This is a genomic window from Vibrio sp. Vb1166 (assembly GCF_033338695.1).
Lineage (GTDB): Bacteria > Pseudomonadota > Gammaproteobacteria > Enterobacterales > Vibrionaceae > Vibrio > Vibrio alginolyticus.
Genome location: NZ_JAWOTE010000055.1, coordinates 1 through 12,493, shown reverse-complemented (window position 1 = coordinate 12,493; position 12,493 = coordinate 1). Strand labels below are relative to the sequence as shown.

General features: G+C 45.9%; 14 protein-coding genes. 6 read left to right on the top strand and 8 right to left on the bottom strand.

Annotated features, from left to right (window positions below):
• From R7E51_RS23765 to epmA, 3 genes are all read right to left on the bottom strand, one after another.
• Positions 1–326, bottom strand: a 326-nt coding sequence (locus R7E51_RS23765; RefSeq protein WP_318128331.1) for a TetR/AcrR family transcriptional regulator, incomplete at its 3' end; no start/stop codon positions are given.
• A 21-nt stretch (positions 327–347) separates the two neighbouring features.
• Entirely contained in the window at positions 348–722 is a 375-nt protein-coding gene (locus R7E51_RS23760; protein ID WP_017821833.1) for a VanZ family protein, read from the bottom strand.
• A gap of 9 nt (positions 723–731) precedes the next feature.
• On the bottom strand, positions 732–1,703 hold the full coding sequence (epmA, locus tag R7E51_RS23755; protein ID WP_017821832.1) for an elongation factor P--(R)-beta-lysine ligase: 972 nt from the start codon (positions 1,701–1,703) through the stop codon (positions 732–734).
• Between the two features lie 435 nt (positions 1,704–2,138).
• On the opposite strand from epmA, the gene frdA reads away from it, so the two are divergent.
• The 4 genes from frdA to frdD are packed head-to-tail and all read left to right on the top strand — an operon-like array spanning position 2,139 to position 5,471.
• On the top strand, positions 2,139–3,938 hold the full coding sequence (gene frdA, locus R7E51_RS23750) for a fumarate reductase (quinol) flavoprotein subunit (protein ID WP_017821831.1): 1,800 nt from the start codon (positions 2,139–2,141) through the stop codon (positions 3,936–3,938).
• Entirely contained in the window at positions 3,938–4,696 is a 759-nt protein-coding gene (locus tag R7E51_RS23745; RefSeq protein WP_005381489.1) for a succinate dehydrogenase/fumarate reductase iron-sulfur subunit, read from the top strand. Before frdA ends, R7E51_RS23745 begins: the two co-directional genes overlap by 1 nt.
• 2 nt (positions 4,697–4,698) lie before the next feature.
• Entirely contained in the window at positions 4,699–5,082 is a 384-nt protein-coding gene (gene frdC, locus R7E51_RS23740) for a fumarate reductase subunit FrdC (protein WP_005381491.1), read from the top strand.
• 11 nt (positions 5,083–5,093) lie between these two features.
• Positions 5,094–5,471, top strand: coding sequence for a fumarate reductase subunit FrdD (gene frdD, locus R7E51_RS23735; RefSeq protein WP_005381493.1), 378 nt, complete (start codon positions 5,094–5,096; stop codon positions 5,469–5,471).
• Positions 5,472–5,573: 102 nt separating this feature from the next.
• Here frdD and R7E51_RS23730 read toward each other — a convergent pair whose 3' ends face one another.
• Together R7E51_RS23730 and efp are read right to left on the bottom strand one after the other, a co-directional pair.
• Positions 5,574–6,977: an SPFH domain-containing protein gene (locus R7E51_RS23730; protein WP_005386397.1), complete on the bottom strand. Its 1,404-nt coding sequence runs from the start codon at positions 6,975–6,977 to the stop codon at positions 5,574–5,576.
• 267 nt (positions 6,978–7,244) lie between these two features.
• On the bottom strand, positions 7,245–7,811 hold the full coding sequence (efp, locus tag R7E51_RS23725) for an elongation factor P (protein WP_005381500.1): 567 nt from the start codon (positions 7,809–7,811) through the stop codon (positions 7,245–7,247).
• A 32-nt stretch (positions 7,812–7,843) separates the two neighbouring features.
• Between efp and epmB the strand changes: the two genes are divergently transcribed.
• Positions 7,844–8,866 carry an EF-P beta-lysylation protein EpmB gene (gene epmB, locus R7E51_RS23720; protein WP_206958399.1) on the top strand — a complete coding sequence of 341 codons (1,023 nt, stop codon included), beginning with the start codon at positions 7,844–7,846 and terminating at the stop codon, positions 8,864–8,866.
• Between the two features lie 94 nt (positions 8,867–8,960).
• The gene (locus R7E51_RS23715) at positions 8,961–9,458 is read left to right on the top strand and encodes an MgtC/SapB family protein (RefSeq protein WP_005381504.1); all 498 of its coding nucleotides are present in this window, start codon (positions 8,961–8,963) and stop codon (positions 9,456–9,458) included.
• A gap of 100 nt (positions 9,459–9,558) precedes the next feature.
• Here the strand turns inward: R7E51_RS23715 and R7E51_RS23710 are convergent, their stop codons facing one another.
• The 3 genes from R7E51_RS23710 to R7E51_RS23700 all read right to left on the bottom strand — a co-directional run bounded on the left by R7E51_RS23710 (position 9,559) and on the right by R7E51_RS23700 (position 12,451).
• Positions 9,559–10,122: a VC2662 family protein gene (locus R7E51_RS23710; protein ID WP_017821829.1), complete on the bottom strand. Its 564-nt coding sequence runs from the start codon at positions 10,120–10,122 to the stop codon at positions 9,559–9,561.
• A 314-nt stretch (positions 10,123–10,436) separates the two neighbouring features.
• Positions 10,437–12,083, bottom strand: coding sequence for a chaperonin GroEL (gene groL / locus R7E51_RS23705; RefSeq protein WP_005381509.1), 1,647 nt, complete (start codon positions 12,081–12,083; stop codon positions 10,437–10,439).
• A 77-nt stretch (positions 12,084–12,160) separates the two neighbouring features.
• Positions 12,161–12,451 carry a co-chaperone GroES gene (locus R7E51_RS23700; protein ID WP_005381516.1) on the bottom strand — a complete coding sequence of 97 codons (291 nt, stop codon included), beginning with the start codon at positions 12,449–12,451 and terminating at the stop codon, positions 12,161–12,163.
• Positions 12,452–12,493 lie beyond the last annotated feature (42 nt).

The window sequence follows — 12,493 nt, the reverse complement described above, 5'->3', positions numbered from 1 at the left end:
AGCTGTTCATCTCGTGACAAGATTTCTGGTAAGTTTGCGTAGAAAAAGCGGTATTTCCACATCAAGGTAAAAATAGAGTCTAGGTAGCTCTTCAGCATAGTCAGGCTCTCTTGCGAACCTTGAATAGGGGTAAATCTTTCTAAAAGTTCTGCTGAATAAAGCGCAAAGATCTCACGAACGATTTCTTGCTTATTGCGGAAGTGGTAATACAGATTACCAGGGCTAATTTCGATGTGATCGGCAATGTGATTGGTGGTGATGTTGCGCTCACCATGTTGGTTGAACAACTCCAGTGCCGCGTAGACGATTTTGTCGCGCGTTTTCATTGTTATCGTGTTCCCTCTTCATTAACGAATCGAGTATAGCGACTTCACCAACCTAGGTCGATAGAGGCTCCAAATACGGTAACATAACAGACCAGTTAAGATGCCAGTTAAGTTGGCGACAAGGTCTAACCAAGAAGTTTGTCGCCCTACATACCCTTGCAACCACTCAATAACGGCGCTGAATAGCAAAATACTAATCGCCACCGCCCAACGTTGACGCCAACGCCACACGCAAAAGCAACCTAAAAACGCAAAGCCGCTGTACGCCATAGCGTGCTGCATTTTGTCGAGATACACGATATTGCCCCAGTCTTGCAGTTCACCTGAACTCAGAGATAAAAAAGCGATCAATATGGCGTAGCTAAAGATGGCGAAACGTGCAGCCGTCAGGTTCATTGGACGTCCTTATGCAATTGGAAATGGAAAGGCCGTCACTTGATCAATGTGGTCACAGCCTAGCGCCAGCATGATCAAACGATCGATACCCAACGCGACCCCTGCACAATCTGGCAACCCTGCTTCCAGTGCAGAAATCAGATGATAATCGATCGGCTGCGGTTTTAAACCCATTTCGATACGCTTTGCGTTATCTTGTTCAAAGCGCGCTAATTGCTCTTTCGGATTGTCCAGTTCATGGAATCCGTTCGCCAGCTCTATCCCCTTAAAGTACACTTCAAAACGATCCGCGACGCGATGATCTTGAGGATTGATTTTTGCGAGCGCCGCCTGTGACGCAGGGAAGTCGTACACAAAAGCCGGCACATCCTGACCAATTTTGTTTTCTACTCCCACGCTAAATAACAGTTGCAGCAACGTATCGCGATCTTCTTCTGGCTCAGCAATGTCACTCAAGCCCAGCTTGCTTGCCGCCGCTTTCAGCTCCGTCATCGAGCCTTCTAATGGACACACACCCAACACATCAATGAAGGCTTGTTGATACGTCATGCGCTGCGCTGCGCCACACTTCAATACCAGTTGCAACAGGGCATCCATTTCATCCATCAATTTATGATGGTCAAAGCCAACGCGATACCACTCCAACATCGTAAACTCAGGATTGTGGTAGCGACCATTCTCTTCATTACGAAATGCTTTGTTGATTTGATAAATACAACCGCTACCCGCAGCCAAAAGGCGCTTCATATGGAATTCTGGGCTGGTCATAAAAAACAGCTTACTGCCATCGGCATAGCCTGGGCCAACAAACTCGGTTTGGAAAGTATGCAAATGAATGTCAGTCACGGTTGCGTGACTCATGGCTGGCGTATCGACTTCCATCACCTGTCGGTCAGCGAAGAATTGTCGAATCGACGCGATTAACGTCGCACGTTGACGAAGTTGGTCAATGGAAGCAGTAGGTTGCCAGTTGGTTTGCATAACAAGTCTCTCAAACTTTAATTCAGCGAGGAAAGTCTCATTCTACATGCTTTTTACTCTTCAAGAAGAGAGGAATATCCCTTCTTCTTTTTACTAATGTGCTCGCCAATTTGAGGCAAGCATTACTCGTGCCGCAGAACAAAAAACACTCAGTTAAAATCCTATTATCCATGCGGTTAATGTCACGCAACACGGGTTTAACATCCCTAATATTAATGCTTGAGGACCAAAACCTCGATGCCGTGATAGCAGTCACATAACCTATAAATTCTATGCCCTTAAGTGCATTACCGAAGCAAAAACCCAATTACATCAATTTTTCTGCCATGTGGCTCATCTACACTAACCCTACTACTTTTGGGGAGTTCTTTTTAAGGAGCGCCTCGTAATGACAATAACAAGCGGATTTCCGCAATCACACACTGGAGGATAACTGTGCAAATTATCACCACAGATATCGCAGTCATCGGCGCAGGCGGCGCTGGTCTTCGTACTGCTATTGCAGCGGCTGAAGCAAACCCAGACTTAGAAGTCGCTCTGATTTCTAAAGTTTATCCAATGCGCTCCCACACGGTCGCTGCAGAGGGTGGCTCAGCAGCAGTTATCAAGGATGAAGATAGCTTAGACAACCACTTCAACGACACTGTTGGCGGTGGTGACTGGCTATGTGAACAGGATGTTGTTGAATACTTTGTAGAGAACGCGACTCGCGAAATGATCCAAATGGAGCAATGGGGTTGCCCATGGAGTCGTAAAGAGAACGGTGAAGTCAACGTACGCCGCTTTGGTGGTATGAAGGTTGAACGTACTTGGTTCGCTGCAGACAAAACTGGCTTCCACATGCTTCATACGCTATTCCAGACATCAATGAAGTACAGCAACATCAAACGTTTTGATGAGTACTTTGTGGTGGATCTGCTTGTTGATGAAGGCGAAGTTCAAGGTCTGATTGCTATTCACATGTCTGAAGGCGAGCTTGTTACTATCAAAGCAAAATCTGTTGTTCTAGCAACAGGTGGCGCGGGCCGTGTTTACCACTGTAACACCAACGGCGGTATCGTAACGGGCGATGGTATGGCAATGGCTTACCGTCACGGCGTTCCTCTACGTGATATGGAATTCGTTCAATACCACCCAACAGGTCTTCCTGGTACAGGTATCCTGATGACGGAAGGTTGTCGTGGTGAAGGCGGTATCATCGTTAACAAGAATGGCTACCGTTACCTACAAGACTACGGCATGGGCCCAGAAACTCCAGTTGGCCAACCGAAGAACAAATACATGGAACTGGGTCCTCGTGACAAAGTTTCTCAAGCTTTCTGGCACGAACAACAGAAAGGCAACACCATCAAACACCCACTGGGTGACGTGGTGCACCTAGACCTTCGCCACCTTGGTGAAGAGTACCTACAAGAACGTCTGCCGTTCATCTGTGAGCTAGCAAAAGCTTATGTAAACGTGGACCCTGCAAAAGAGCCAATTCCAATTCGTCCAACCGTTCACTACACCATGGGTGGTATTGAAACGGACGGCAGTTGTGAAACTCGCATTAAAGGCCTATTCGCGGTGGGTGAATGTGCGTCTGTTGGTCTTCACGGTGCAAACCGTCTAGGTTCTAACTCACTGGCTGAGTTCGTGGTATTTGGCCGCGTAGCAGGTGAAAACGCCGTGAAACGTGCGGCAGAATTCAAAGGCTGGAACGACGCGGCAATTGACGCGCAAGTAAAAGCGGTTGAAGAACGCATCGCTAACCTAATGAACCAAGAAGGCGACGAAAACTGGGCAGAAATCCGCACGGAAATGGGTCACACCATGGAAGCGGGTTGTGGTATCTACCGCCAAGAAGATTTGATGCAAGCGACTATCGACAAGATCACTGAGTTGAAAGAACGCTACAAACGCATCAGCATCAAAGACAAAGGTAAAGTGTTCAACACTGACCTTCTGTACGCCATTGAAGTAGGCTACGGCCTAGAAGTCGCAGAAGCGATGGTTCACTCTGCGATTCTACGTAAAGAATCTCGCGGTGCGCACCAACGTCTAGACGACGGTTGTACAGAACGTGATGACGTGAACTTCCTAAAACACTCACTTGCTTTCTACAAGCCAGAGTCAGCACCAAGTATCGATTACAGCAATGTGACCATCACTAAGTCACAACCAAAAGCTCGTCTATACGGTGAAGCAGCAGAAAAAGCCGCGGCTGAAGAGAAGAACGCAGAGGAGCAAGCATAATGTCAGCAAATCGCATTCAAAAAGTAGACATCCTGCGTTACGACCCAGAAAAAGATGCAGAACCATACAAGCAAACATTCGAAGTACCATTCGATGAAACCATGTCTGTACTTGACGCACTTGGCTACATCAAAGACCACCTAGACAAAGATCTGTCTTACCGTTGGTCTTGCCGTATGGCGATCTGTGGTTCTTGCGGCATCATGGTGAACAACGTACCGAAACTTGCTTGTAAGAGCTTCCTACGTGACTACCCAGACGGTGTGACTATCGAGCCTCTAGCGAACTTCCCAATCGAGAAAGACTTGATTGTTGATATGACGCCATTCATCGAGCGCCTAGAAGCAATCAAACCATACATCATTGGTAACGATCGTAAACCAGAAGACGGTACGAACTTGCAAACGCCAGAACAGATGGCGAAATACAAGCAGTTCGCTGGCTGTATCAACTGTGGTCTGTGCTATGCCGCATGTCCTCAGTTTGGTCTTAACCCAGAGTTCATCGGTCCTGCTGCACTAACGCTAGCCCACCGCTACAACCTAGACAGCCGTGACAACGGTAAAGATGAGCGCATGAAGCTTATCAACGGTGAAAACGGTGCTTGGGGTTGTACGTTTGTTGGTTACTGTTCTGAAGTTTGTCCGAAGAACGTTGACCCAGCAGCGGCAGTAAACCAAGGCAAAGTGGAGTCTTCTATGGACTTCGTGATTGCTATGTTGAAACCTGATGGTTCACCAAAGAAAGTGGAGGCATAAGGATGAGCAATCGTAAACCTTACGTTCGTGAAGTAAAACGCACTTGGTGGAAGAACCATCCTTTCTACCGCTTCTACATGCTACGTGAAGCGACGGTGCTTCCATTAATCCTATTCACTCTGTTCCTAACTTTCGGTTTAGGTTGCTTGGTGAAAGGTCCTGAAGCATGGCAAGGTTGGTTAGCGTTCATGGCGAACCCAATCGTCGTCGCAATCAACATCGTTGCACTACTCGGTAGCCTATTCCACGCTCAAACTTTCTTCAGCATGATGCCACAAGTAATGCCAATTCGTTTGAAAGGCAAACCCGTGGACAAGAAGATCATCGTATTGACTCAGTGGGCCGCGGTTGCGTTCATCTCACTGATCGTTCTCATCGTGGTGTAAGGAGCTGAGCAATGAAACCGAATTATAGTGTAAACACATCACCAAAACGTTCTGATGAGCCAATCTGGTGGGGTCTGTTTGGCGCAGGTGGTACTTGGTTCGCGATGATCACGCCAATCACTGTTCTTGTGCTAGGTATCTTGGTCCCACTAGGCGTGATTGATGCAGAAGCGATGAGCTACGAGCGTGTCTCTGCATTCGCAACCAGCATCATCGGTGCGCTATTCATCATTGGCACGCTAGCATTGCCAATGTGGCATGCAATGCACCGTGTACACCACGGCATGCACGACCTTAAGTTCCACACTGGTGTGATTGGTAAAATTGCATGCTATGCATTTGCAGGCCTCATCACTGCACTAGCAGTTATCTTTATCTTCATGATTTAAGAGACTGACCAAAAAAGAAAAAGCTGGCTAAATGCCAGCTTTTTTATTGCTTTGGGTTACCTATGATCTTTTTGCTTTTTAAGCTTTTGACCACCCATGATCTTATTGCTGTGCGACCTTCTTTGTCTGGTCCATAAGACCCAGAGCACCAAAGCCAGTAATCACATCTAGGTTTGTTTTCAAGCCCGTTTCGTCACTTCCACCAATGTAATTTTGTGGCATCTGAACTTGGAAGTTTTGCAAATTGTTGTACAGCGAGTTCGCTACGTCTCGATTCAATTCTGCCAAGTAAACTTCACGGTTTGCTCCTAACGCCGCATACTTACCTTTAAGGACTTCAGATTCTGCGCGACCTTTCGCTAATATCGCTTTCGCTTCAAACTCAGCAGAAAGTGCGTTCGCTTTTTGAATCGCTAAGTTAGCCTCTGCGATAGCTAGCTCTTTCTCCTTCTCGACTTCAGCAAGTCGTTTGGTTTTTTCCACTTCAACGATTTCACGCTCTGCAATCTGACGTGCAACTTCCACTTCTTTTTGCTGAGCAATAATTGCGAGTTCTTTACCACGCTGAGCGTCTTGCACCTCACGTGTTCGTTGAATCTCTTTGCGTAACTGCTCGGTCTCTGCCTGTGCTTTCGACGTTTCTTGTTCCTGAATCGCGCGAATACGATCCGCCACTAAACGCTTTTTATCTGCCAATAGCTGATCTAATTGCTTTTCTGGCTGCGGGTCACCAATGGTCACCTGCGTCACTTGAATACCGTATTGTTGTAACGGATTGTCTTGACGAATCGGTTGCCCGGTTTTGTCTACGACAGGTACGGTTTTCCAAACCAGTTGATTGGTGCGCTGTAATTGGTTCGGATTAGCTTGATTCGCCCCAACAGGCGCAAGATCCAACTCTTCCACTTCAACCTGACGTCGCTCTGTTAGATAAATCCCCTCTCGTAACTGATCGCCAAGTTTCGATTTGAACTGGTTCAAACCACCTTGGAAAAACTCTTCACCCGTGTATTGGGTTGCGGTAATCACCGTTACGTTACGTGCGTTCTTTACAAGCAGCGCATCGATCAAGTTACTGTTGTTGCGGAACTCTTTATGCATCTTCTTCACCGCTTCAGGGTCATTACTGAGCTTAAAGCGGAATGTTACGGGGATCTGACCAATATAGGTGTCGGCAAATCGAACCTGAATCGCATCAAGACGTTGATAAAAATCTTCGCCCTTGCTGTTACCGAATGACACGGTGATCACTTGGTCATACTTGGTGATTTTGGACAGAAATGGCATACGAAAATGAATGCCAGGTTCAGTAAACACATCCAACTCACCAGTAATATTATTCTGATGCACGTAGCTGTAACCCGCATCGGTCATCAGCACCGAGCTATTAATCGTTAAGCCTATTGCCAACAGCGGTACGCCAAATACGGCTGCTTTTAATCCTTTATGTAGTAACTGACGTCTTTCTTCCACCTTTAAACCCCTTCCTAAACCTCTGCTTTCCATTTTGTTCTCCTTTTTTGGATTGTTACTGAGTTAAATCGATAAAAATCAGATTGCTATGCAACTCAGCAACAAGTACTAATGTATCAAAATGTTACATTAAGGAATAATCGACAGATTCATGGAATAAATAAGATTTTTACGAATAATACAAAATCATCAAAAATTTGCGGAGGATATCGATGTTTTACGCAGAGGGATTAAAAGAGAAGAATCACAGGCAATAAAAAAGGCCGCCGAAGCGACCTTTCTAACAATCATATAAAGTGCTTACTTCACACGACCTACGTATTCAGCAGTACGAGTATCTACGCGAATCACTTCACCAATTGAGATGAACAGAGGAACACGAACAACAGCGCCAGTTGATAGCGTCGCTGGTTTACCGCCAGTACCTTGAGTATCACCTTTCAGGCCTGGGTCTGTGTCTACAACTTCTAGCTCAACGAAGTTTGGTGGAGTAACAGTAATTGGGTTACCGTTCCAAAGAGTGATCATACAAGTGTTGTTTTCTACCAACCACTTAGCGTTTTCACCTACCGCTTTTGCATCCGCTGCGATCTGTTCAAACGTTTCACTGTTCATAAAGTGGTAGAATTCGCCGTCTGAATATAGATAATCTAGGTCGATATCCATTACGTCTGCCACTTCACAAGTGTCACCAGACTTGAATGTTTTCTCTAGCACTTTACCAGAAAGAAGTTTACGAATTTTAACACGGTTGAACGCTTGGCCTTTACCTGGTTTAACGTATTCGTTTTCCAGAATTACACAAGGCTCGTTATCAAGCATTAACTTAAGACCGCCTTTAAATTCATTGGTGCTAACTGTAGCCATTTTTTCCTCTTACATTCTTAGAGCTAAATTCAATGCCGCACATAATAACCCGAAAAGTCGAATCTGTTGAGCAAAACTGGCTCAAACAGTTGGCGAATGGGATCTCTGATCCTGAAAAATTGCTCGAAATACTGGAAATTGATCCTTCACCGTGGCAAGACGGGTTTGCCGCGCGCAAGCTGTTTGCACAGCGTGTACCGCAAAGTTTTGTCGATAGGATGGAGAAAGGCAACCCTAAAGACCCTCTTTTACGTCAGGTTTTACCACTGAGCGACGAATTTGAGGTGCATCCGGGTTACTCCAATGATCCATTGGAAGAGCAGGACAATGAAGTCCCTGGCCTGCTACACAAGTATCGCAACCGCGCCCTGATGATTGTCAAAGGTGGCTGCGCGGTAAATTGCCGTTACTGTTTTCGTCGTCACTTCCCTTATCAAGAGAACAAAAGCGGGAAACAAGCCTGGACCAAGTGCTTAGAGTACATGGCACAACAACCAGAGTTGAACGAAGTCATCTTCTCAGGTGGTGATCCATTAATGGCAAAAGACGATGAGATTCATTGGCTTTTAGAGCACATTGCTCACATTCCTCACATCAAACGTCTGCGTATTCATAGCCGTTTACCTGTGGTGATTCCAGCTCGAGTCACTGATGAACTATGCCAACTTCTGCAAGCATCAAGGTTACAAATCATCCTCGTCACTCACATCAACCATGCCAACGAAATCAATGACGAATTTGCTGAACAGATGTTCAAGCTCAAAAGAGCGGGCGTTACGCTTCTAAACCAAGGCGTTCTGCTGAAAGGCGTGAATGATTCGGTAGAAGCTCAAGTGGCGTTAAGTGAGGCCTTATTTGACGCGGGTATCTTGCCTTATTACCTCCACGTTCTTGATAAGGTGCAAGGCGCAGCGCACTACTTTATTTCGGACGCAGAAGCGAAAGCTATTATGCGCGGACTCATCACGCGTGTATCGGGTTATCTGGTACCAAAACTCACACGAGAAGTTGGTGGCAGGCCAAGTAAAACGCCGTTGGATTTGCATTTAGAATAAGCTCTGACACTCAATTAAATTTGTCGTCTAGATTGATTATTTTTGTTCGCTTTGCACGGTAAGTCTATGCATACTCCGCACTTTGGAGGTCAAGATGCATACAGCATTCGAACAAATTTTCGATCTTGGCCCATTCAGTTGGCCTGCCCTACTATGCTGCGCCATTAATGGGCTCATGATCGGTATAGAGCGCCAAACTCGTGGTAAACCGGTTGGCATTCGCACAGCAATATTAATTATTTCAGGCACCTACCTGTTTATGTCGATGGCAGTGTCGTTATCGCCAAATACACTTGATCAAGCACGAGTGCTTGGTCAGATCATTACTGGCGTCGGCTTCTTAGGCGCTGGCGTTATGATGACACTTGATGGAAAAATCCATGGCGTAACATCCGCGGCTGTAATATGGGTGCTAGCAGGTTTAGGTTTGATGATAGGTTTGGGTTATTTAACGCAGTCGGTGGTTATTACTCTCCTGACATTAACCGTGTTGTTAGGTGTGGATAAAGCAGAAAACCACATCAAAGCATTACGCCGCGGTGTTCATCAAAGAATTCAACAACGCAAAACTTCATCACGATTAATTAAATAGTTAACGCTCCGAGAAACTCGCTTCATCTCATCAGTAATTAAAGAGCCCTCGACGAACATCGAGGGCTTTCTGTATATAAAGATTCTGACTTTCTCAGGGATTACTTAGCAAAGTTGATGAGTGGGAAACACTTGAAGAAACCGTTATCCGCACAGTTCAAAAGACCAATTTGCACGCCATCGATTTGATCGGTCATGTTGAAGAACCCAAACTGGAAATTAGACTTCTTAGAGATACTCGCTAAGCCCACATCCGCCATGGTGTAGCCTTCAGAATAGTTCACCGCGCTCCAGTTCAAGCCTTTTACGTTGTTCGTAATGTTAACAGCACCCAAGTTAACACCCGTCGTCTGACCTTGGTTCCAGTTAACTAAGCCTAAAGACGCGCCTTTCATTTCTTGATTTACTTTTGCTGCACCAAAAAACAGACCGAAGTTCACACCTGTCGTACGATCCGTTTCTGACATACCAAGCAGTGAAAAGTCGACACCTTTAACCTCATTTACCTGTCCATGCAACACAGCTAAACGAACACCACCAACTGAAGAATTCGAAGGTGCGTTTGTGTTATCGATAGTAGAGAACATCACAGGTGTACTGTCGGCAAAAGCAACAGGTGATGCGATAGCGGCTGCAATCGCCAATGACGTCATAAGCTTTTTCATTTTCATCTCCATGATGGGAAGCAACAATTTACAACATAGTGTAATGTTCAGATTTTGCTCTGTCCCCGTTCAAAAAGTGTTAGCAATAGGTCAGATTTAACCATCTGACTCAAAAGAAAAAATATTTCTCTTCGATTTTTTGCTTCTGAAATGGCGCTTTTTACGCTCAAAAATTTCATGATAAGCCACACCAGAACGTCATGTTTCTCAGGTGATACGCATAAAAAAGTCGAGGCATCTGCCTCGACTTTTAAAGGTTTGGTCGGTTATCTTTCCGCTATAAGGGGTCCCTTAGAGCGATGAGATAAGCTGGCTTACATCATGCCGCCCATACCGCCCATGCCACCCATGCCGCCCATGTCAGGCATCGCTGGCGCGTCTTTTTGCGGTAGGTCAGTAACCATCGCTTCAGTTGTGATCATCAGACCTGCAACCGATGCTGCGAATTGTAGTGCAGAACGAGTAACTTTAGTTGGATCTAGGATACCCATTTCTAGCATGTCGCCGTATTCGCCTGTTGCCGCGTTGTAGCCGTAGCTACCTTCACCCGCTTTCACGTTGTTCGCAACAACTGAGTCTTCCTCACCTGCGTTCTTCGTGATTTGACGGATTGGCGCTTCCATTGCACGTAGTGCAACGCGGATACCAACGTTTTGTTCTTCGTTGTCACCCGTTAGGTGAGCAATCTTAGATGCCGCGCGGATAAGTGCAACACCACCACCAGCAACAACACCTTCTTCAACCGCTGCGCGAGTTGCGGCTAGCGCATCTTCTACACGGTCTTTCTTCTCTTTCATTTCAACTTCAGTCGCAGCACCAACTTTGATTACTGCAACACCGCCAGCCAGTTTAGCTACGCGCTCTTGTAGTTTCTCTTTGTCGTAGTCTGAAGTTGCGTCTTCGATTTGTTGACGAATCTGAGCAACACGGCCTGAGATCATCTCTTCTTCACCGATACCATCGATGATAGTCGTGTTTTCCTTCGTGATAGAAACACGCTTCGCTTGACCTAGATCTTCTAGTGCAACTTTTTCTAGCTCTAGACCGATCTCTTCAGAAATCACAGTACCGCCAGTTAGGATAGCGATGTCTTGTAGCATTGCTTTACGGCGGTCACCGAAGCCAGGTGCTTTCACAGCTGCAACTTTTACGATGCCACGCATGTTGTTCACAACCAATGTTGCTAGCGCTTCGCCTTCTACATCTTCTGCAATGATAAGCAGTGGACGAGATGCTTTCGCGACAGCTTCTAGCGTTGGAAGAAGCTCACGAATGTTTGAGATCTTCTTATCAACAAGAAGAATGAATGGGTTTTCTAGATCAACACTGCCTGATTCTTGGTTGTTGATGAAGTAAGGAGACAGGTAACCGCGGTCGAACTGCATACCTTCTACTACGTCTAACTCGTCTTGTAGCGCCTGACCTTCTTCAACCGTGATAACGCCATCACGACCCACACGCTCCATTGCTTCTGCAATGATATTACCTACGCTTGCGTCTGAGTTTGCAGAGATAGTACCAACCTGCGCGATCGCTTTTGTGTCGTTACATTCAACAGAAAGCTCTTTTAGTTGCTCAACTGCCGCAGCAACAGCTTTGTCGATACCACGCTTAAGATCCATTGGGTTCATGCCCGCTGCGACTGCTTTTAGACCTTCGTTAACGATAGATTGTGCTAGTACCGTTGCTGTTGTTGTACCGTCACCCGCTGCGTCGTTTGCTTTAGACGCAACTTCTTTAACCATTTGTGCGCCCATGTTCTGGAATTTATCTTCCAGCTCGATTTCACGCGCTACTGATACACCATCTTTAGTGATAGTCGGTGCACCAAAAGATTTGTCTAGAACGACATTACGTCCTTTAGGACCCAGTGTTACTTTTACTGCGTCAGCCAGAACGTTTACACCTTCCAGCATTTTAACTCGTGCGTCATTACCAAATTTAACGTCTTTAGCAGCCATCTTTGATTTCCTTTCTAAAATTCTTTGTGTGTAATTTCGTAATTGAATCTGAGCAAAAAATTACTCAATGATTGCTATTATTCAACGATCGCCATGATGTCGTTTTCAGACATGACAAGCACTTCTTTACCGTCGATTTTTTCAGTTTTTGTACCGTAACCTTCAGCGAAGATAACGGTATCACCGACTTTAACGTCTAGTGGCAGTACGGTGCCGTTTTCTAGGATGCGGCCTTTACCCACAGCTAGAACAACACCGCGAGTCGATTTTTCTGCAGCAGAACCAGTCAGAACGATGCCACCAGCAGACTTAGATTCAACTTCTTTACGTTCAACGATAACTCGGTCATGTAATGGACGAATGTTCATCGGTCGTCTCTCCTGAAAATTTCCATGTTTATTTGATAATTG

Bases quoted from the DNA above. Each gene is read 5' to 3' on its own strand.
- epmB (WP_206958399.1), top strand. From the start codon at position 7,844: ATGCCGCACATAATAACCCGAAAAGTCGAATCTGTTGAGCAAAACTGG.
- frdC (WP_005381491.1), top strand. From the start codon at position 4,699: ATGAGCAATCGTAAACCTTACGTTCGTGAAGTAAAACGCACTTGGTGG.
- epmA (WP_017821832.1), bottom strand. From the start codon at position 1,703: ATGCAAACCAACTGGCAACCTACTGCTTCCATTGACCAACTTCGTCAA.
- R7E51_RS23715 (WP_005381504.1), top strand. From the start codon at position 8,961: ATGCATACAGCATTCGAACAAATTTTCGATCTTGGCCCATTCAGTTGG.
- groL (WP_005381509.1), bottom strand. From the start codon at position 12,083: ATGGCTGCTAAAGACGTTAAATTTGGTAATGACGCACGAGTTAAAATG.
- R7E51_RS23700 (WP_005381516.1), bottom strand. From the start codon at position 12,451: ATGAACATTCGTCCATTACATGACCGAGTTATCGTTGAACGTAAAGAA.
- frdD (WP_005381493.1), top strand. From the start codon at position 5,094: ATGAAACCGAATTATAGTGTAAACACATCACCAAAACGTTCTGATGAG.
- R7E51_RS23730 (WP_005386397.1), bottom strand. From the start codon at position 6,977: ATGGAAAGCAGAGGTTTAGGAAGGGGTTTAAAGGTGGAAGAAAGACGT.
- efp (WP_005381500.1), bottom strand. From the start codon at position 7,811: ATGGCTACAGTTAGCACCAATGAATTTAAAGGCGGTCTTAAGTTAATG.
- R7E51_RS23745 (WP_005381489.1), top strand. From the start codon at position 3,938: ATGTCAGCAAATCGCATTCAAAAAGTAGACATCCTGCGTTACGACCCA.
- R7E51_RS23710 (WP_017821829.1), bottom strand. From the start codon at position 10,122: ATGAAAAAGCTTATGACGTCATTGGCGATTGCAGCCGCTATCGCATCA.
- R7E51_RS23760 (WP_017821833.1), bottom strand. From the start codon at position 722: ATGAACCTGACGGCTGCACGTTTCGCCATCTTTAGCTACGCCATATTG.